This is a genomic window from Paenibacillus alkalitolerans (assembly GCF_016482785.1).
Classification (GTDB): domain Bacteria; phylum Bacillota; class Bacilli; order Paenibacillales; family YIM-B00363; genus Paenibacillus_AE; species Paenibacillus_AE alkalitolerans.
This window is the reverse complement of record NZ_JAEMXM010000001.1, coordinates 261,057-281,533: the sequence shown is the minus strand read 5'-3', so window position 1 is coordinate 281,533 and position 20,477 is coordinate 261,057. Positions and strand designations below refer to the sequence as shown.

20 protein-coding genes are annotated in these 20,477 nt (G+C 43.9%); 2 read left to right on the top strand and 18 right to left on the bottom strand.

Translation table 11 applies throughout. The annotated features are described in order from the left end of the window. Positions 1-22: 22 nt before the first annotated feature. The 10 genes from vanA to JET16_RS01240 all read right to left on the bottom strand — a co-directional run bounded on the left by vanA (position 23) and on the right by JET16_RS01240 (position 9,679). On the bottom strand, positions 23-1,054 hold the full coding sequence (vanA, locus tag JET16_RS01285) for a D-alanine--(R)-lactate ligase (RefSeq protein ID WP_199613799.1): 1,032 nt from the start codon (positions 1,052-1,054) through the stop codon (positions 23-25). Then, positions 1,047-2,015, bottom strand: coding sequence for a D-lactate dehydrogenase VanH (vanH, locus tag JET16_RS01280; protein WP_199614244.1), 969 nt, complete (start codon positions 2,013-2,015; stop codon positions 1,047-1,049). The genes vanA and vanH overlap by 8 nt, the downstream gene beginning before the upstream one ends. Positions 2,016-2,249: 234 nt before the next feature. After that, a complete protein-coding gene (gene vanS / locus JET16_RS01275) occupies positions 2,250-3,407 on the bottom strand; it encodes a vancomycin resistance histidine kinase VanS (protein ID WP_199613798.1) in 1,158 nt (385 codons plus the stop codon). Then, positions 3,385-4,080, bottom strand: a complete 696-nt coding sequence (vanR-A, locus tag JET16_RS01270; protein ID WP_199613797.1) for a vancomycin resistance response regulator transcription factor VanR-A — start codon at positions 4,078-4,080, stop codon at positions 3,385-3,387. The genes vanS and vanR-A overlap by 23 nt, the downstream gene beginning before the upstream one ends. A 203-nt stretch (positions 4,081-4,283) precedes the next feature. Continuing rightward, a complete protein-coding gene (locus tag JET16_RS31015) occupies positions 4,284-4,460 on the bottom strand; it encodes an NUDIX domain-containing protein (protein ID WP_199613796.1) in 177 nt (58 codons plus the stop codon). Between the two features lie 332 nt (positions 4,461-4,792). Beyond that, positions 4,793-4,936, bottom strand: coding sequence for a hypothetical protein (locus JET16_RS01260; RefSeq protein ID WP_199613795.1), 144 nt, complete (start codon positions 4,934-4,936; stop codon positions 4,793-4,795). 106 nt (positions 4,937-5,042) lie between these two features. Continuing rightward, positions 5,043-5,282, bottom strand: coding sequence for a hypothetical protein (locus JET16_RS01255; RefSeq protein WP_233530926.1), 240 nt, complete (start codon positions 5,280-5,282; stop codon positions 5,043-5,045). Positions 5,283-5,740: 458 nt separating this feature from the next. Further along, a complete protein-coding gene (locus tag JET16_RS01250) occupies positions 5,741-6,319 on the bottom strand; it encodes a stalk domain-containing protein (RefSeq protein ID WP_199613794.1) in 579 nt (192 codons plus the stop codon). A gap of 623 nt (positions 6,320-6,942) precedes the next feature. Then, positions 6,943-7,911: a hypothetical protein gene (locus tag JET16_RS01245; protein WP_199613793.1), complete on the bottom strand. Its 969-nt coding sequence runs from the start codon at positions 7,909-7,911 to the stop codon at positions 6,943-6,945. A gap of 1,393 nt (positions 7,912-9,304) precedes the next feature. Then, positions 9,305-9,679 (bottom strand): NUDIX domain-containing protein, encoded by a 375-nt coding sequence (locus tag JET16_RS01240; RefSeq protein ID WP_199613792.1) that lies wholly within the window; start codon positions 9,677-9,679, stop codon positions 9,305-9,307. Positions 9,680-9,913: 234 nt separating this feature from the next. On the opposite strand from JET16_RS01240, the gene JET16_RS01235 reads away from it, so the two are divergent. Both JET16_RS01235 and JET16_RS01230 read left to right on the top strand, forming a co-directional pair. Beyond that, a complete protein-coding gene (locus JET16_RS01235) occupies positions 9,914-10,501 on the top strand; it encodes a TetR/AcrR family transcriptional regulator (protein WP_199613791.1) in 588 nt (195 codons plus the stop codon). 152 nt (positions 10,502-10,653) lie between these two features. After that, positions 10,654-11,532 carry a haloalkane dehalogenase gene (locus JET16_RS01230; RefSeq protein WP_199613790.1) on the top strand — a complete coding sequence of 293 codons (879 nt, stop codon included), beginning with the start codon at positions 10,654-10,656 and terminating at the stop codon, positions 11,530-11,532. Positions 11,533-11,846: 314 nt separating this feature from the next. Here JET16_RS01230 and JET16_RS01225 read toward each other — a convergent pair whose 3' ends face one another. From JET16_RS01225 to JET16_RS01195, 8 genes are all read right to left on the bottom strand, one after another. Continuing rightward, positions 11,847-12,296: a VOC family protein gene (locus JET16_RS01225; RefSeq protein WP_199613789.1), complete on the bottom strand. Its 450-nt coding sequence runs from the start codon at positions 12,294-12,296 to the stop codon at positions 11,847-11,849. Positions 12,297-12,800: 504 nt separating this feature from the next. Then, positions 12,801-13,301: a phosphotransferase gene (locus JET16_RS29890; RefSeq protein WP_233530925.1), complete on the bottom strand. Its 501-nt coding sequence runs from the start codon at positions 13,299-13,301 to the stop codon at positions 12,801-12,803. Between the two features lie 62 nt (positions 13,302-13,363). Then, a complete protein-coding gene (locus tag JET16_RS29885) occupies positions 13,364-13,888 on the bottom strand; it encodes a phosphotransferase (protein WP_233530924.1) in 525 nt (174 codons plus the stop codon). A gap of 115 nt (positions 13,889-14,003) precedes the next feature. Continuing rightward, positions 14,004-14,657: a zinc dependent phospholipase C family protein gene (locus JET16_RS01215; protein WP_199613788.1), complete on the bottom strand. Its 654-nt coding sequence runs from the start codon at positions 14,655-14,657 to the stop codon at positions 14,004-14,006. A gap of 8 nt (positions 14,658-14,665) precedes the next feature. Continuing rightward, on the bottom strand, positions 14,666-15,976 hold the full coding sequence (murA, locus tag JET16_RS01210; protein WP_199613787.1) for a UDP-N-acetylglucosamine 1-carboxyvinyltransferase: 1,311 nt from the start codon (positions 15,974-15,976) through the stop codon (positions 14,666-14,668). Between the two features lie 19 nt (positions 15,977-15,995). Next, on the bottom strand, positions 15,996-16,634 hold the full coding sequence (locus tag JET16_RS01205; RefSeq protein WP_325176580.1) for an FHA domain-containing protein: 639 nt from the start codon (positions 16,632-16,634) through the stop codon (positions 15,996-15,998). A gap of 558 nt (positions 16,635-17,192) precedes the next feature. Next, positions 17,193-18,821, bottom strand: coding sequence for a pectate lyase family protein (locus JET16_RS01200; RefSeq protein WP_199613786.1), 1,629 nt, complete (start codon positions 18,819-18,821; stop codon positions 17,193-17,195). Positions 18,822-19,184: 363 nt separating this feature from the next. Continuing rightward, positions 19,185-20,351 (bottom strand): MFS transporter, encoded by a 1,167-nt coding sequence (locus tag JET16_RS01195; RefSeq protein ID WP_199613785.1) that lies wholly within the window; start codon positions 20,349-20,351, stop codon positions 19,185-19,187. Positions 20,352-20,477: the final 126 nt, after the last annotated feature.

Below are 20,477 nucleotides of genomic sequence, written 5' to 3'. Positions count from 1 at the left end.
ATCAGCCCCTTTTCCATGCTTATCACCCCTTTAACGCTAATACGATCAGGCGGTCAATCAGTTCGGGAAGCGCTATACCTGCAGCGGCCATCATACGGGGATAACGGCTGTATGACGTGAAACCGGGCAGGGTATTTACTTCGTTAAGCACAATGCGTCCGTTATCTTGTAAAAACATATCAACACGGGAAAGACCTCTACAGCCGAGCGCCTTATATATTTTTTTTGCCGTTTCCCGTATCCGTTCTCGCTCCTCTGCCGACAGGTCTGCGGGAATGGTTATAACTGCGTTTTCGGAGCCTTTTTCCGGCTCGGCTTCCTGATGAATTCGAAAGATACCGTGCCGAAGCCTGATTTGGTCCAGCTCGCCAACAATCAACTCGGAATTGTTTCCCAATACGGCACATCCGACCTCACAGCCCAAAACAGCTTGCTCAATTAAGATTTTGCTGTCATATTGTCTTGCCGATTCAATGGCGGCGTCCAATTCGTCCGCGCCATTGACTTTTTTCACGCCAAAGGATGAACCTGAACGCGCCGGCTTAACAAAAACAGGATAGGGAAACGCATCTGTCGCCGGATGATCGTCTTTATGAATAACCCAAAATTCGGGAGTAGCTATGCCAGCGTTTTTCGCGATGATGTATGCCAGCGATTTGTCCATACAAATCGCGGAGCTTTGAATATCGCAGCCTACATAGGGGATACCGGACAATTCAAACAGACCTTGTATTGCTCCATCTTCACCAGACTTGCCGTGCAACACCGGAAATGCTACATCAATGCGGTGGATCTCGCATTCTTGGTTCTTTATAACAAGCAATCCGTGCATGTTTTTATCCGGCGAGAGCACGGCTGGAAAGCAATTGCCGTTTTCCCAATCCGCGCTCGGTTTTTCGCACATTTTCCAAACACCGGATTTCGTAATTCCAATGTATATCGGTTCGTATTTTTCGTTGTCAATGTTAGCGGCGATCTCATTTGCGGATTTTACCGACACGTCATGCTCCTCCGAGCAACCGCCAAACAGAATTGCAATTTTTACTCTATCCATGTGCCAGGCTCCTTTCAAAATCCAAACAGTTTTTGATTGTTTTTTCGACGGTATCACGCAACGCCTGTTCGGTATAGTAAGCCGTATGCGGCGTGATGATCACGTTCGGCATTCTTTGGAGTTTCAGTAAAAATTGATTATCAATTGGTTTTTGTGTGCAATCAAAGTAGAAAAGCCCTTCCTCTCCTTCCAATACATCCAATGCGGCGCCGCCCAGTTTTCCGTTTTCCAATGCTTGAACCAGCGCATCGGTATCTACAAGCGCACCGCGCCCTGTATTGATAAGAAACGCGCCTTGCTTCATTCTCCTCATTTGTTCGCGGCCGATGATATGGCGCGTATCCGCATTGAGCGGCACATGAAGCGTAACGATATCGCTATTTTGCAACAACGTATCAAACGGAACATAGTTTGCCTCTACACTTTGGCTGCGACTATAAGCCAGTACCTCGCATCCAAAACCCCGCAGCCGCTCAATAACCGCTTTGCCGATATGGCCGGTTCCCAGCACGCCGACGGTCATGTCGCGCAGTACCTTGCCACGGACGCTGTCCAGCCGGTAATCATGTTTTTCCACTGAGCGCACAATCGATTTCGCGTTGCGTACTGCCATAAGCATCAGCATCATGGTATAATCGGCAACGCTGTCTGGCGAATACGCCACATTGCCGACAGCGATGCCCATTCGCTTAGCGGCAGCTGTATCAATATGATTGCAGCCGACGCTTCGGGTAGAGATATATTTCACGCCGGCTCTCTTCAGCGCAAGAAGAACAGACGCGGAAACGACGGATTTGTGTCCCACGCTGATACATTGATTGCCAGGGGCTGATATGGCGTTGGCTTCCGATACGGGAACGTTAATGATCGTGGGCGTAATGCCAAAGCGCGGCGAAAGGGCACGGAATGCATCTGCCTCATCCTGCTCGCATCCATAAACGGTAATGCCGATGTTTTTCATCATTAAGGCCACCCCTTTCTGCGAAAGGCACCAATAAGAAATGAAACGGGAATGCCGATCGCGGTAAATGGAAACATAAACTTGTCATATCCTTCTCAGACGAAACGAAAAAGCTCGTTCTTACGGTTTAACTCTACCGCATAAGAACGAGCCGTTTTTTAATATTCAATTGTGAATTTCCTAAGGGAAAGTAGCGATTTCCTTGAGATTTTCCTAAGAAACGATGTTCATTTCTTAGGAATTCCTTTTATCAGCCAAATCTGGAAATGCCGGAAGCTCTACCGTGAACGTCGTGTAGTTATCATCGCTTTCCGCGTAAATCTGCCCGCCATGCAGAATAACGATTTCTTTTGCAATCGCCAATCCAAGTCCCGCGCCGCCCGTACCGGAAGAACGGGCATCATCCAGCCTGTAAAACTTTTCAAATATCGCAGCGAGTTTATCTTTGGGGATGCTTCCGGCGTTCTTGAAAACGATGGACACCACATCCCCGGAGAGGCCCGCCGTAATGTCAATGACGCTGTTGTCCTTGCTGTATGCAGCGGCGTTTTTTAAAATGTTGTTAAAGACCCTCGCCAGCTTATCGGGGTCGCCGAATACGGTCAAATCCTCGGAAGCATGGATCACCGCCTGTTTTCCATTCGCGGCAAGCTGGGGATAAAATTCATCGGTCATCTGCACCAGCATATAGTATAGGTCAATGTGCTTTTTTGTGAGCGTCATCGTCTGGAGGTTGTACCGCGTAATCTCGAAAAACTCATCGATCAGCTGTTCGAGGCGATACGCTTTGTCCAACGTGATATTCACATACTTTGCCTTTTGCTCTACCGGCATGTCTGGCGCCTCGTCAAGCAGGCTCAGATAACCGATAACGGATGTAAGGGGCGTTTTAATATCGTGCGCCAGGTACATCACAACGTCATTTTTTCTTTGTTCGGCCAGCTTTGCATCCTGCTCTCGCTTTTCCAGAGTCCGTTTTAATGTGTTGAGCTTCTGTTCCATGAACTCCATTTCCGCTGAAAGCTCTATTGGTTTATCTTCGTTCTGAATCAGGATATCGATGCCGGTATTAATCTCGTCAAAGTATTTTGCAAATTTTGAAAGCATGATGCGGCATAGGATAAGAATACTAATGGCAATCGCCATAAAAATAACGATTTCCATATTATTCCGTACAATATAGTGATATATTGTCATCGCGTCCTGACGATCTAAGTAAAAACTGTCTTGCAAAAAACGTACGATCCCCTCCCCAAGGGCTTGCCGCTGGATAAATAAATCCAATAACAGCACGAATACAACGGCTGCCACAACTGTCACAAGGATATACAGGTAGAGTGTTCGTTTTAGTTTGGAATAATCGGTTTTTTTATTTTTCAATTTTATAGCCAACCCCCCATACCGTTTTTATATACTTCGGATTATCAATGGCGTCGTTCATTTTTTTGCGCAGATGCCGGATATGCACGGTGATGGTGTTGTTGCTCTTGCTGAAATATTCGTCGCCCCATATCTCATGAAATAACTGCTCGGAGCTAACCACATTCCCCTTGTTTTCACAGAGGATGCGCAGGATTGAAAATTCAGTAGGTGTAAGGGATAGAGGTTTTTCGTTCAAAAAACACTCGTGCGTATTAATATCAATGACAAGGCCAGAGTGGACAATAACATTTTCACTTTGCACCACCGCTCCGCTGTATTTCTTGTAGCGGCGTAGTTGCGCCTTGACCCGCGCAATTAACTCCAGCGGGCGAAAGGGCTTCGTTATATAATCGTCCGCGCCGATTGTTAGCCCTGTAATTTTATCTACCTCCGTATCTTTCGCGGTCAGCATGATAATTGGATAGGTGTGCTTATCCCGTATCTTTTGGCAGATAGTGAGGCCGCTCGAACCGGGAAGCATTATATCCAGTATGGCAAGGTCAAGCTCGGTCTTGTCGATACATTCCAACGCTTCTTTGGCAGTATAGTATTTGAAAACCGTATAATTCTCGTTTTTCAAGTATAGCTCAACCAAATCGGCAATTTCGCGTTCATCGTCCACAACAAGTATTTTATCGCTCATAGTTATCAACCCTCTTTTAACAAATTCTTTAATACCATCATATCCTTTAAATGTTTTTGGGTAATGCAACCCTTGATAAAAAGCTAAAAATTTTCTCATCTGTTCCTTTGAAATACAGGTTCTCTCTATAAAACTGGATCTGGATTCGGGGGAGTTAGGAATATCATTATCGGGCTGTATACTGCAAAAAAAAATAGGACTGACTATGTGAAGGTTTTTATTAGCTTCGGCATTTTCATGTTGGCCCCAATAAACTCTCGAAGAAATAAAAACTCGTCAACGTTTACGGATATTCCAACCTCTTCAAATACTTCTCGGCAAACAGCTTGCTCTAATGTTTCACCAAACTCTTGTTTGCCACCTGGGAGGATGTAAGACACATCACCGTCTTCATCCCTCGTTAGAATCGTTATTGTTATTTATAATAACAGCTTGTACACCCACACTAACCTTCATCGTACTCACTCAATTCAGTGCGTCACTGACGTATACAACTGATGAAATCGCTAACGAAGCGCCACACATAAAACCCACGTTATCTCACTCGTTTTGTGTCGACTCCACTAAATAGACGCTTGAGGATCTGGGAAAGTTCCGCCCCTTTCGGTCGTCCGACGACAACTTCCTATGGAAACACAAAAGGCCCAAGTTCTTGACGTTCATCGACAAAAGGCCCAAGTTGTTGTCATTCGTCCGCGACAAGAACTTGGGCCTATAAATAAGAAAGCCCGCGAATTAAGCGGGTTTGAATCGGCCCATTTTCTTGTCGCCCGACACTTTTCATTTGTAATTTTTTCTTCGACGATTCTTCTTGGGTAATTTTCGTTTGACTTAAATTAAGTTTTCTAATATTCATTTCTTTCTCCTTAAGTAAAATGGCAACCTACTACCTGTGAGCTAAGCGAAGGAATGTACGCCGCAATCACTTCAAATTGAACTATCGTATCCGTTGAACAATTTCTTCAAGGAAAATCACCAAGTATCGTTTTATTTCTTGGTACTGTACTCAATAAAAAATCTTCTTTAGGTACTTCTTTCAAGAGACCTTCTCCACGTTTTCTTAGTTTCTCATGTTGATTCCGCACACGTTTAACATGAACTTTATCACTTTTAACTTGTTTTTCAATATTTTGATATTCCTCATGACTGTTATATTCCCAAATTGCAAAAACTTCAATAACACCTTCGCGTTCCTCCGTCATCCACCGCCCTACCAACCTTGCTCAATATTTAAGTTGAGTAGGTAAAAGAAATTCATTAAATAAATGATTAAATTCATCTATTCTTCTTGCATCAATTTTGTATGACTTTCTTCGATAAATCATTTCCCTATCTCCCCTGCAAGAATAATCATTTTTATTTTATTCTGTGGATGTACAATTACCCCCTGCTTTAAGAACATGCAAAAAATTACGCTAAACTCCCGCTAGCTGAGCAGGTTGCCGATAATCCAGCAGCATCTACCCGTTAGAGTTTAGTGTATGATCAGACTTTACGCCAGAAGTTGATAATTAAATCCCGGTGTCTGTTCTCTATCATTCTTACAAGAGAGTCAAAAAAAGCCTCCTATTAAGGAAGTGCTACAAAGGTATCGATCATAAGGTTAAATTCTTCTTCTGTTACATCATCTGCATCACGAAAAGCATAGCGTTTGGTACCATCAAAAAAGATGACGTTCCGAAGAGTCCCCCTTCATATCTCCAGGTTTCAAGTAGATCTCATAACGATAAACGGTTAGTCCCTTCTGTTCATTTATAGTCAGCGGTTCCACCAATGTTCGATCTCCATCCGCCGACATTTTTCGATCAATTTCCGATTGAATCCATTCTTCCAGCTCTTGTTGAGACGATACATTTGCAACATCAAAAATAATTGTTTTCCCTGTTGCTGTTTCTTGGACATGGCTATCCGTAGCCTTATCCCAAGATTTCGGGTATTCAAAAGACCACCCATTGGGGCCTTGATAAATATTATTTGAGCTCGTATTTTGACTGTCATTATTATAGATTGAAATCTCTTTACTCTTCGCATTATATTTTGCTGTTGCCCCCAAGTTCTCAGCAACAAATCGTAAAGGGACGTAGGCATGATTTTTATAATTAAGTACAACGTATTCGTTGCCTAGATGCTTGTTTTCCCCATTAATGATAATTTTCACCGGAAATAACAGGGATTTGATTGAATCTGATGCATAGACGTTAAGCCCCTTGGTGTTGAATACCGAATATTTGTTTTCCACTATTGCCGACTATCATCCGGAACGCCTTCAGATTAGTTTTTAAAATTCTTAAGTAAATCAAACAACCGATCGTATGTGAATTGTCCTTGTGCTCTAATTTGGTAGCAAATTCCGTCCTTTTCTCCAAGGAGCACCTGATTGTTGTAAACCGGTCAAGGCAGTTCGAAAAACGGCTATTTGATTGAGGTATATTAGTGTCATCATTGCGGGTAGTTTTGTGTCAATGGACAGCAAGAGAGGGGGTTAAAATAATACTTTTTGTTCACTCTCTCACTCCATAACCGAGGATTTTTTTAGTGTCGCCGTCGACATAAACGACAATCGGTCCTAAAACTAAATCCATGTTCGTCTTGAAAGTCACCTTATATAAATGCTTCACTTTAGGTGCCTCTCCACCGCCTTTAACAATAGGCATTTCACTCCGTTACGTCACATGCAATGGAAAAAGTACGAAAGTTGAAACCCCGTGTGATTCCTAGCTCATGTTATAGGTTATAAACGGGCAACGTGGTTGGTGAAGATGTACTCTGAAAAAGTACTGGACACCGGTTATGAATAACTATTGGTAATAAAAGGAATATGGCTCAACTGACTTATTAGCAGCCGGCAACCCTTTTTAACTACTAACGAACTTGATCAATAGTTATGTTAATATATTTGTATACCTCATCATTATATTTAAAATTGTTTTCTCTCAATAACTTATAAAAATCATCTATAATCATGTATGCATGAGTTTCTGATCCATGGTATTCTTCAAGAAATGATTCATATATCGTTTTCATCTCAGCCTTCGTTTGACCAGCAAGGAGGTAGGATGCTAACACATTTGCATATATATTCTTAACTACTGTACGCATATCCGATTCATTATACTTCGTTAAAAACCTTTCAACATCTATAACATTTTTCGCCAACTGGCTATATGAAGCAATGATACTTTCTTCATCATATATATTTGAATTTGAAGCACGGATTTGAAGGTATTCTTTCATTTCCTCAGACAAGATATCGTCATATTTATCAAGTAAATATCCGAAATTTATTGTTGGTTCAAAATCTCCTTCAGCGGTTCGAAACATCAACCCATTATTGGCTATCATTATTAACTTGTTTTTGAATTCCTTATTTGTCACTTCATCAGGGTTTTTTAGTAGATCGTTATTCAATATTTTTAGTAACTCATAGGGATGTGTATCTTCGGGATATCCTAACATTTTGTTGATTTCAATATAATTCATATAAAAGCCGATAGAAGCCGATGCGTTCTTCTCAAGCCATGATAATAATTCCTTAAATAATGGTTCTACATTGGAGGCATCCGCCTTTGCATCATTCACTGCTGTATCAAAAAGTTCCATTGCTTCTTTCGGCAATTTAACTCCCTTGAAATCAATGGAATTATCATGGATTTGTTTCTCGGTTCGCTCTTTCTGTTCTTCAACATTCTCCTGTTCATTAAGATTATGATCATGGGCAGTAACCTGATTTTCCCTACTGACATCCTGATTGGTAGTTGTTCCTGTTGAACATCCTACAATACTGGTCAATAAGATGAATGCTGTAAAAGGTAGTAATATTTTCTCTTTCAAGATAAATGGCCTCCCAAAAGCATAGTTTTAATTTCGGAACACAAAGACAGGCTCACCGCCGGAATCGCCGACAATCTCCACAGCATCGTAATACCCTTTTGCCAAAAAACGGCGCATATTGCGATTTTGCGGATGAATCTTCACGACCTCCGTATACATATTCAGGTTCGAGTCCGAACCTTCCTGTTGAGCCGGTACCGGTCGTTCTGATTGCTGTGCAGCATGAAATACAGACTGTTTCCATGCCGAACAAGTTGTCCGAGGTCAGCGTAGTTTTGCCGGAAGATCGTCTCTGCCTCATTCCGATTCAAATCAATTCCAAGAATCCTATATCCCTGCACAAGATGCGTTCGTATAGGTTCTGACTAGTGCAGCAAATGCTTCAAAATCACCATTGCCGGCTGACTGGACTAGGTTGATATCTTGCTGTATATTGCTTCCTCCTTTTTGACTTTATTAGAAATTCAATTGGAATAAAATTATTGGGTATCTGTTAATTCTTTTTCCAACCAACAATTTCCTGCCCTTGTAATACGTTTTTTTGCCACTAGGCATACAAACGGACAACGTTCTTGCATCAATCAACAAAAGACCTAGGTTCTTGTCGCGGTCGCATGAATAGTGTACCTATAAATAAAAAAGTCGCGGCCCATATTCATGCAAAATTAGCCTTACTGCTGTAATTTCACAATTGTTACTATCGATAAAAGGCAAAAATTCTTGTCGTTCATCGACAAAAGGCCCAAGTTCTTGTCGTTCATTCGCGACAAGAACTTGGGCCTATAAATAAAAAAGACCGCGAATTAAGCGGGTTTGAATCGGCCCATTTTCTTGTCGTCCGACAGGTCGGTCGGTGTTTGTCCAATGACGTAAAAGTAGCACCGTAAGTGACAAAAATATAGCAACAATCATTCTTTTGACAAAAAAGTAGCATCATTCAATTGCTCGATTGGCGCTACTTTTTTGTCAATAATTTGGAGATATCGTTAGAATTGAACGTATCCGTTTGTTCAACAGCCGTGTGTGTACTTTCGGCATACTCAGAGTACAAAAGCCTAGGATGACTATGCGTAGGTGATGAATCTTGGATACCCCATCTCGTCATGAACATGTCATGCGCGCCATAGCGAATATATGCATTTTGGTTACCGGGGTAAGTTCTAAGAGTATTATCATCGACTTTAAAAACTCAACAAGTTCCTCTTTACAGTCTCCCACTCCTTGTCCAAAATACTATATATATTAGAATCTCGAATATACCCATCATGATTAATCAATTCTTGTCGCAAGGTTCCTTCAAACTTCGCTCCTATTCTTTGAATTGCGCGATTGGATCTTTCATTTATTCTTAATAGATTTTCTTATAACTAAATGAGATACAGGTTCCACTCTTTCAATTAGAAATCCAATATCCCTTCTGATCCCAAGTTCGCCAAGTTAATTTTATTCCATCGCGTTCGTTATGATTTATTGAATCCGGGACCTGAATGTCATCAATTGACCCCCAATGTAAGATAGTGCAATCATGCCGCTTTTTGCCGTCATACTCAATAATGCTTTCATTGAGACATGCAAGTGCGCCGATTTCCGATTGCAAATCAAATTCTTCAATCAACTCTCTTTTGATGTCTTCTGCAGCGGTTTCTCCGAATTCAACGCCTCCACCAGGAAAGCGGTAAAATGTTTCTTCGTTATCACATTGAACTAATACAGATAGTCCGTCTTTTCGGATGATAATTGCCTCCGCTCTTAACAATGGTCGGTTCAAAGTAATCCCCCTTAAGGTTTTTAAAAGGATATTCTTCTGCCCGTTTGCGTAACGACGAAGCTGCCGATCGATCTCGCGGCAGTCTCGTGTTTATGTTTACTGAGCTCTTGATGAAGCGGGGCAACCCATCTTAAGATCCCCGGAAGCGAAAAAATGATTTTTGTTTGTTGACATGAAGTCGAAGGCAGTATAAAATGACGTTGTAAGTAAGTACTTGCATTAGAGGAGTGGCGCATGAACGACAATCAAAGCACAAGCGACAAAATATTGATGGCGGCAATCGATCTGATGTCAGAAAAAGGTTATGATGGCACGACAACCAAAGAAATTGCTGCTGCAGCCGGAGTGAACGAAGTCACGCTTTTTCGACATTTCGGCACGAAACAGAAGTTGCTTGAGACAGCATTTCATCGTTATCACTATGCTGAAGAGATGACAAAGTTATTTCAAGAATCGCTTAAATGGGAGTTGCATACGGATCTTCTCTTAATCAGTCGAACGTACCACAAGATCATGAATCGAAACAGAAAATTACTATATATCGCTCAAAAAGGCAGCAGCAGTCTTCCTCAAGAAATTTACCAAGAAGCAGGGCGCCATCCCCGGCATTTAAGAAACCTTCTGACAAATTACTTGACTGCCATGATGGAGAAAAATAAGGTGATGACGGCGAATCCCGAGATGACAGCAATGTCTTTTATGTGGATGAATTATGGTGCATTTTACAGTGGCCTTAACGCAAAAGGTGCTTCTCCCGACCAACCTTTAGATGATTTTATCGAAGAAAGCGTTCGGTTATTCGCTAGGGCTTTGACCCCCTAGCTCTTTTATAACCCGTAATGTAAGTAAGTGCTTGCATTATATTCGGTGCTGAAATCCGTTACATCGGTATCTAGCTGTTTTACCGCTTGCAATTCCGTTCAAGGAATTCAAGCGTTGTTATACAACAAACAAATGTAAAAGGAGTTGGAAACATGAAGTTAGAAGTATTTCCTTATGAAAAAAAGCGTCGGCAGGTTTTCGGGTTGGAGATGGCGTATGTGGAGGTTGGAAGCGGCGATCCTATCGTCTTCCTGCATGGCAATCCTTCCTCCTCCTATCTATGGCGAAACATTATTCCTTATGCTCAAGAGCATGGACGCTGCATTGCTCCCGATCTTATCGGCATGGGGGACTCCGCGAAACTCCCGGACAGCGGTCCCGGCTCTTACACCTTTGTCGAGCATAGACGTTATCTGGATGAGCTTCTGGATCAACTTGGCGTACGACAAAACATTGTTTTTGTGGTGCACGATTGGGGCTCGGCTCTCGGCTTCGATTGGGCGCGCCGCCATCCCAACGCGGTGAAAGGCATTGTCTATATGGAGGCGATTATCAAATCAGTAAGTTGGAACGAGACAACGGAGACCGCACGCAAGATCTTTCAGAAGCTGCGGTCCCCGGAAGGTGAACAAATGGTGTTGGAACAAAATTCCTTCATTGAAGTCAATCTTCCGTTGACCATACTTCGCAAGTTAACAGAAGAAGAGATGGCACAATATCGCCGACCCTTTGCAGAGCCGGGCGAGGCACGTCGACCAACATTATCCTGGGCGCGTCAGCTTCCAATTGATGGAGAGCCGGAGGATGTGATTGAAATCGTTACTGCTTATGGAGATTGGTTAACACAAAGTCCCGTTCCCAAGCTATTCATTCGAGCCGAGCCAGGCAAGATGACGCAATCGGCCATTGATTATTGCCGCACCTGGCCTGCACAAAGAGAGGTCGCAGTGAAGGGGCTCCACTATCCCCAGGAAGATGCTCCGGATGATGTCGGTGTCGCCCTTGCGGCTTGGTTGAAAGATCTGAAATAGGACGATCCCCGGGGGTTCTCCCTCTGCTGAGCACAAAGACGCGACCGGTTTCCCACTCGCGTCTTTGTGCTATTTATGGAGCCTTGGGGATATCGAGATCTTGACCTCATCGCTGCCAACAGTGCGCCTCTCATTGGAGTTTTTGACCCCATCTCTCGGCCCAACGAAATTTTCCCTTATCCCTGTATAAATTTCCGAGATGATGGAGCTGAGAAACTTTTGCTGTTCAACACTAGCTTTTTCACATAGCCCCCATAGCAATTGATTCTCATGCTCAGTCAGATCCCGTTTGAGTGTTGAAATCATTCTTTGTTTCAAGTCGAAATAAAAGCCTTTTCTTCGACCGCCCGAATATAGTGCCCGTCCGGATCAAAAAAGGTGAAATAACCGAAATCATTAGTAAATACAGGTTCTTTATCAATATGGGCTCCAGCTTGTTTAATCCGTTCATGCAAAGCAAGCAAATCATTCGTTAACATCTCAACCATCGTCACGTGCCCCGTGCTGCTTGTGATAAAGAATGAACGAGGAAATACAAACTTCAATTGTGTGACATCTTCCGGTTTGGTTTCCATCAAGAAAATGCCCGGACCGTTTCCATTTTTCAATGCAACATGTGCCTCTCCAAACTGAAAATCTGCCGAATTCAATTCATAGCCCAACACATTGCAATAAAAATCTACCGAACTTTTCAAATCCGAGACTGGAAATCTCATGCAACAGTAACCGATAACATCCGCATTATTCGTTTTTTTGCTCAGCATATTCTACATTCTCCTTTATTAATTAGCTATTTTTCGTTGTGAATTACTAAATTATCACAAGCGTTTTCAGTGCACCCCGTCTCGCTTGCGTGCCGTTCTCCGTTCACGAAATTCCTTGACTGCGCCTTCCTGCCCCTAGAACGAGAGTTACTTCAAATTCTTTGTCGATGATCGCCATTGCTGGTTCTCAGATCAATTCCGAGTATTTGAGGCTTCAGCTTTCCTTGAATGTATTTATTCGTTAAAAAATTCTACAATCCTGCCCGTTCGTATTAGGGGTAATACCAGCGTAGTACCAATGGTAAAGTATATGGTTAAAAGAACCCTCCGCGAGTGGAGAGTTCTTTTTGTGAGTGATAAATGTACCAATTGCATTCTATTCGTTGAACTATCGCGCCAGTTAGCGCAACGAAGCAACTGAAGATCCCGCGGCAGTCCCGTGTGTAGTTGCTGAAATCTTGTACCCGGCTAGTTCAATCGATTGACGGTCTTCTTATTAAGGTTTCACATTACAAAAAGACTAAATATTTCGTTTCTCATACTCAAAGGGTTCTTCACAGAGTAAATTTCATGGAAAAATCCCATATACGGGATATCGTCTTCCAGGCATTTTATGCAATATGACAGCCACTCATCACACTTCGGCTCTTCACCATTGTTCCACATACACTCGAATTCATCTACAATATTTTCCATAAGGGTTACTTTAATAAATAAAGGCAATTTATCCAACATCGAATCTTCGATCTTGGTCTCGGATCTGTATCCCTCGAGGGCTGTTTTAAAATAATCATCCATAAACTTTTTGCGTTTACCGGCGTCTTGTTCACGACTTGTCCAGCCCACTCCGCTTCTCCAGAGATCTGCCAGGTCATACATATACCAGCCGAAACATGAATTATCGAAATCATATACAGTTATTTGCCCGTTATCAAAATCAATCGAATAATTCCCATCGTTGTAATCAAAATGGATCATACCGAAAGACTCATGGTTCCTGTCCAATCCTTCTAAGGTTTTAAGGAGCTCTACCAGCTTCTCCTTAAGCAGAGATAAGGAGCCGGGTATCAGTTTATCGATATATTCGGCATTGTATTTATCAAAAAAACTATACCGCGATGGACAGGAGTATATTCTTTCGACAATTGGTGCAGTTTTCCCAGGACTTTACCGCAGTTATAATAATATTCGGTAATAGGGGCTCCTTCCCGATACCGATATTTATTTTCCACAAGCTTTTTTCCTCTCGCCTTTTCAAAAAGGCAGACAAAAAAGGTGTGATTATTATGAGTTATCTCTTCCAGCAGATTCCCCTTCCTGGAGCTGACTACATCCGAGACACTGCCGCCATGCTCGAATAAATACTGGATATATTCAACTTCGCCCAGCAATTCTTCCCGGCTCCTGTCATTTAAGAAGGCGATTCTGATTATTTTTGCACCAGCGCCCTCTCTCTCACAGTTATAAACGACATTCCGCCCTCCGGCATGTGCCTTAACCGGCCTGGTTTCATAGCCTTCCAACCCGTACAACTCTGATACTAATGGAAGTAAATATGCATCACCGATTTTAACAACCTCGTTATAATTCATAATATATCCTACCTCCTAGGTGGGATTGCCCTTTAGCTCAAATTCGAATCGCGTACCGGTATTAGTGAAGTCCTTATTTCTATATTCCTCCATAACTTGTCAAAGCACTCCTGCTCTAAAGATGGGAGATTAACCATTCGCGAACAGAGTGCAATCGGTACCGGATGGCCGCCTGTTTTATATTCAATAACACCATATCAACTGATGTCTCTATATAACCAACTATCTGATCAAACGTAAAAACATTAAGCTTTTCATTTATAACTTCCTTATCGTACTCCATATCGCCTAATACATAAGGAATAAATTGTTCAACATCTTTGGACTTAACCTCTTCCAAATCAAAGATTGTAGGAAGATAACCGAGCATTTTTCTCAATTCATCTGTAAAACCATAGTATTCTAATAATTTCCCATTCAGTAATCGGAAATCATTATGGTATAAATTATATAATTCTTTATTTGCTTCCATTCTGTTTCTCAACCAAGGAAGATTAAAACCTTTCAGCCATATATCATCAGCGATTAAATGTGTAAAATATCCCAATATATAATGACTTTCTACCTGCGAACTATATTTATGTAAAAATCCTTTATAATCAATGCTTCTTGAATAATCTTGTAATTCACCTTTAAAGAAATGTGATAACTCTTTAGGTGAAACAGCATCTGGAGCAATGCTTCCAAGTAAAAATAGTGTTCTATCCTCTATCGACAGACACTCTGCAATTCTATTAGCAATAATCAAGTGCATTATTCTTGACCCCATATTTTCCCTCACCCTTCAATAATTTCAAGCTTTTTTCTCGCAAACCGGCCGGGCAGCTCCTGCACATCCAGCTCGCGCATGGAGAGCTTGGCCCCGATGGATCGAAAGCTTCCGATGACGTCCTCATAGCCGCGCTCAATGTGCTCGACGCCTGTAATCCACGTGCTGCCCTCGGCCGCTAAACCGGCCAGCAGCAAGCAGGTGCCGGCACGCACATCCGTAGCATGCACCCAGCCGCCCTGCAGCAGAAGTCCGCCGCGGATAAAAGCGCTTTCTTTCCGCAGCTCGATCTCTGCGCCGAGCCGCCGGAGCTGCGGCACGTGAGCGAATCGCTTCGGAAAGACGCGGTCGGTAACGATGCTCTTCCCCTTGGCCTGCAGCAAAAGCGCAGTCATCGGCTGCTGTAAATCGGTGGCGAAGCCCGGATACATGCCTGCGCGGATCCGCGTTGCCTTCAGCGAGCCCGTACCGTAAGCCGTAATGTGGCTCTCGCCGCATTCCACATGCATCCCTACCTCCTCCAGCTTCGCGAGGCAGGCGCCAAGATGCTCAGGGATGACGTCCATGACAGTAACCTGCCCCCCGTGGAGCCCGGCCGCCATCAGAAAAGCCCCGGCAATCAGCCGGTCCGGAATCACCGCGTGCCTTCCCCCGTTTAAATAAGAAACGCCTTCAATACGGATACGTTCCGTTCCCGCCCCGTAAATCCGCGCGCCGAGGCGGTTCAGGAAGGTTGCCATATCGACTACCTCCGGATCCACAGCCGCGTTGTACAGGTGCGTCCGCCCTTTGGCCCGCACAGCTGCCAGCATCGCGTTAATCGTCGCGCCGCAGGTAATAGTATCGAAATAAATATCCGCGCCTTTCAGTTCGGCGGCTTCGACTACGTAATAATCTTTGAAGAAATGAACCTGAGCTCCGAGCGCTTGAAACACCTTGATATGCTGATCGATCGGCCTGGAAACGAAATCGTCGCCTCCCGGAAAACCGATCGTGACTTTGCCGAATTTGGCCAGCAGCGCGCCTGCAAAATAATAAGACGCCCGGTAGCTCGAAGCCTTGCCCGGGTCGATCACGGCGCTGTGAATCCGGCGCGGGTCGATGACGGCTTGTCCGCCTTCCTGTTTCAGCTCCATCCCGATATCCCGGCTGATCTCCGCAATAATACGGACATCGTCTATGCGCGGGATACCCTCCAGCGTTACAATATCGTCCGCCAGGCAAGCAGCGGCAAGCAGCGCAAGGGAGCTGTTTTTCGCTCCGGGTATATGTACCTTTCCGTTCAGCGGGCCAGAATACTCCGCCTGTATATACTTCATGAAGTGATTCCCACTTTCGTTATGATGATTTCGATTCCGATTCGAGCACGTAGCCGCTGCCGCGCACTGCGCTGATAAGAAAGGTGTCTTTGCCGTATTTTTTGCGCACCCGGTAGATCAGGGCGTTCAATTCGTCGAGTGTCACATCCGGGACGCCTTCCGCTCCCGGCGACCGTTCAGGCCATACTCTGGATTTGATTTCCTCGAGCGGAACGAGCCGGTTCGCGTTCTCATGAAGCACGCGAATCAGCAAATATTCTTTTTCGGACATCGGGATCCGCTTGCCTTCCACCACACATTCCCTTTTCTCCCAATGAATCGTCAGCGGCAGCTGCGGGACTTCCATCTGCCTGGTGATGCTGAGCGGTTCGATTTCAAGGGTATGATCGGCAAACGAATAAGTAAAGTGGAGGACGGCCATCCCTTTGGCGAGCTTAATAATATCAAAATTGTTCAGGGGATATGGGTAATGCGGCGTAAGCCGTGCGCCGTTGATCTCCGTACCGTGGCGGCTCCCCAAATCGTACAGCACCGCCTTGTCCCGCTCCTTGCGGATGACGAAATGCCGCCGGGAAATAAATGCGTTCGTAAAGGCCAAATCCGGAGTCATCCGATTGGATACCCGGCCGAACAGCGTTTCATCCGCGGTCAGATTCACGTAGGTGCCCGATCGGTAAGGCTCGCCGCGAATGACGTATAGGCATGCAAAGTTTTCCAGTCTCGTCCCCTCCGTTTGCGATGGCAGGCTGCCACCGGTATTGGGAAATGACTCCACTATTCATCGTAACTTAAACTGAGGATGAAAAAAACCCCTTTGCACTAACGGCCCGCTCACATTTCAGTAACGCCGGGAACCGGCACCGGTCTTCCCCCTTCGGGAAAGATCCAAAAGTTTAACTCAGCTATCAATCATTGAGCTCATGGGTATCCAATATTCGCAGAGTCTACTAATGCTATAACGAAAGAACATAGTCGCATCAGGGCCCTCAAACAGAGTCATAATGCTGACAAACAGGAGAAGCTAGATATGTCGCAATGGACCCGCATTATCATACATAGGATTTTATTTCCTTCTGATCGAACTCGAAGCTTGGCACCCCATGAAAAAACCTCGTCATTTGCCCGATCAGCAAATGACGAGGTACGGAAATCTTTATTGATTCAACTTGCTCGGCAGTTCTTCCAGTGCGCTGTTAACCCGCCTCTATCCCGCGGATCAGCGTTGAACCAAGCTCTTGATAAACTCTAAGTCCTGTTCAATCTTCCCTGCTCCTGCCCCATTGGATACAATTTCAGGTACCTCTTCGGTCGGATCCAGTTCGTATTCATAATCTTTGAAGTTAATGGCGATCGTGGATTCCGTAGGTTGACTGCCGATACAATTGTCGAAGATGTTACCGCTCACTTCCCATCGGCCTGGAATAAGACCGTGGAAGTCGCCGATCGGATCTCTCACATCTTCATAGTAATTGTTTTCAATTCTCATTTTTGCGTTACTGCGCACATTCGAAGCTGAAAGATTGACATTCTTAATATAATTGTTGTACATGTGCGCATGGCCTCCGCGATAAAGGGGCACACGCTGTGTTACATTTTCGATATAGTTATGGTGCATAATGAGTCTGCGGTCCGGTAAAGCATCCACTCCATCATTGCTTCCTACAAGGAGAACCCGATTGCTGTCTTTAAAATGATTCCATGACACAATCACATGCTGTGAATTGTTTTTGATTGACATTAACTCGTCAAATCGGATCCCTTCCGGGAGTTCTCGGCCGCCGTCAATAAAACTGTTGTGCCTGACCCAAACGTCCGTCGCGTTGTTCACTTCTATTCCATCATTACTTTCAACGTATTGAATCGTCAAGTTTTCAATGACGATATTATGGCCATGGATTTTCAAGCCTGAACCATCCAATATTCCTAGATCGGCGACACCGATGATGGACAGATCCTGCACTTCGGAGCCGACAGTAATTGCGCGATCCTTTTTTCCGGTTGCCTCGACCCACTCCTCGTAACTTACGGTTCCATTGACATAAATAATGGAAGGTTCCCTTGCCGCTGTTACTTTATCAAGTGCCACCGCAAATTCAGCAGCGTTGTGAATGACATGGATGTTATCCGCTGCCGCCTCAGCACCGCCGGTAATCCGCTCATGCATATCGCTGAATCCGGGCACTTCCTTCTCCACAAACATGAAGATGTCATGAATCGTGATCTCGGCTTGATAAGGAAGCAATACTTCAATATATGCTTGATCCACATCCCATAATGTCGTTTCCAATTCAAACATCTTATCAAAAACCGCGGTCTCTTCCGTGTAATTCCGCCAATCGATCACATGTCTTGAAGTGACATAGCTTTCTGCCCCGTTCACGTTGTCCTTGAGATATAAGTACATCCCGTTTGTCGTTCGGCTCACATCCACACCGGCATTGATATGTACCCCAATTTGACCGGAAGAACCATTGAGAGCCGTCAAATCCAGCATTCCTACCCCATCTTTAAACCCAATGCGGACATAACGATTGCTTTTCCCGCCCGGCACTTCTAATGTATTTATAAAGGTGTTTCCTTTCTGTTGTATGCCTTCATCAAATTCTACAAGGTCCAAAATGTGCAGAAGATTAATGTGTTTCGCATCGGCATATCTTTCTTCGATAGAATCTTTTGTTCGATCAATTTTATCGGCATCGGTAACAATGATCTTATCGGTAACATGAGAAGCAGGCGGTACGTCTTGGTCAGCGTCATTAGCAATTACGGCCGGAGTTAACGTTACCGCCAAGGCAGTAATCAAGGTGAATATCATACCTTTTTTTAAGGAGAACTTTTTTATCATGATCAGCACCTCCATATGGATTAATAGGTTTTGCAAACATTTTCAGTTTTAAAAACAAAAACCGACATGCTGCCCACATGTCACCTCCTTAATCAAATATCCTTAAATCTTTCATTTCCAAATACCTGCGTCAAATTGTAAGCGCTGACAATTATAACTTCTCCATAACCCGTCCATATTCCTTCCTAAATTTCCCTTGTTTTCAATTAGCATAGTGATCGAGCAATATTCTCGAGACATCATTTGGCCTCTCTATATCCTGCCGCGCACAACAAAATCACCCCTCATAGGAATGATTAAAGCATCCCCTGATAATCATGGGGATGCTTTTTTGTTCATTCATTTGTATAACCCTAGACATATTTATGCCGCGGCGACATTCTTTCTCTTGCTGCTAAAAGCGAAAGAAAAGATGGCGAATCCCATCGCGATCAGTGCCACTATCCCCGCAGTCCAACCCAGATTCGACGCAGATGATGAGTTGATGATAACTCCTCCTAAGAGAGGCCCAAGCGCCAAACCGAATTGAAAAAATGACAAATTTACGCTTTGAGCTATATCCGGCGCTTTTGGCGATAGCGTGACCAGATAAAATTGAAGGGAAGGAGTAATAATCCACAAGGAGCCGATCCAAATCAGAATGACCGAAATCATCCCAATCATAGTTGTTCCTAACATAGACGATAAAAGAAGTATGGCCGCCTGTAAAAGAAGACCCGTATAGATCGTAGATTTGCTCCCCCATTTATCCGTAAGGTAACCTCCCAATCTTGATCCGATCATCGAGGCTATGCCGGCCGCCAACAGAATCATGCTGATGGCCTCTGTTGTTAATCGATGAAACGATTGTATGAATGGAGTGAGGTAAGTCAACAACGTCGCATAATCAAGAACGATAAACAAGGATACCAGAACGCATGCGATAACGGCTTTGTCTTTCAGTATTTTGATTTGTTCCGATAATGGAATTTTTTGTTTATCATTGATTACCGGCATGTATCGAGAGATGATGAACGAAAGGATGAGGCTGAGTATCCCAATAATGATAAACAAGTAACGCCATCCCACGGCTTGGCTCAATAAAGTACCCAAAGGGACGCCGATTACAAGTGCGGAAGTAACCCCTGTCGCAATGATGCCGATTGCACTTCCTCTTTTATCTTCGGAGACCAATTTCGTAGCAACGGCTAAGGCAACTGCGATATAAGCCCCGCCGCCGGTTCCGGCCAAGAGGCGGAACAGCAGGATCAGTTCAAAGCTCGAAACGAAAAAGGTAAGTGCATTTCCTGCCGCAAACAAGACCAATGACGTCAATAATACTTTCTTACGATCATACTTTGCAGTAAGTGCGATTAGAATGGGGCTGCCTATACCAAAACCTAAAGCGAAAGACGTAACAAACTGCCCTACCGAAGAGACAGATACTTGAAGATCGCTTGACATCATTTCGATAATGCCGGCCACGATGGATTCAGCGGTTCCAAGTAAAAATCCACCTATGGCGAACACATATACCAGTCCATTTTTCATTTTTTTCCTCCGGTTGCGCAAGATCAAATGTATCTTTGCTTTCAGATGGGACTTTGGTCTACCGTAAAAGAAATGCTGAAATTTTGATACATGCAAGTTATCTCCTCTCGCTATTTGTTGACTAAC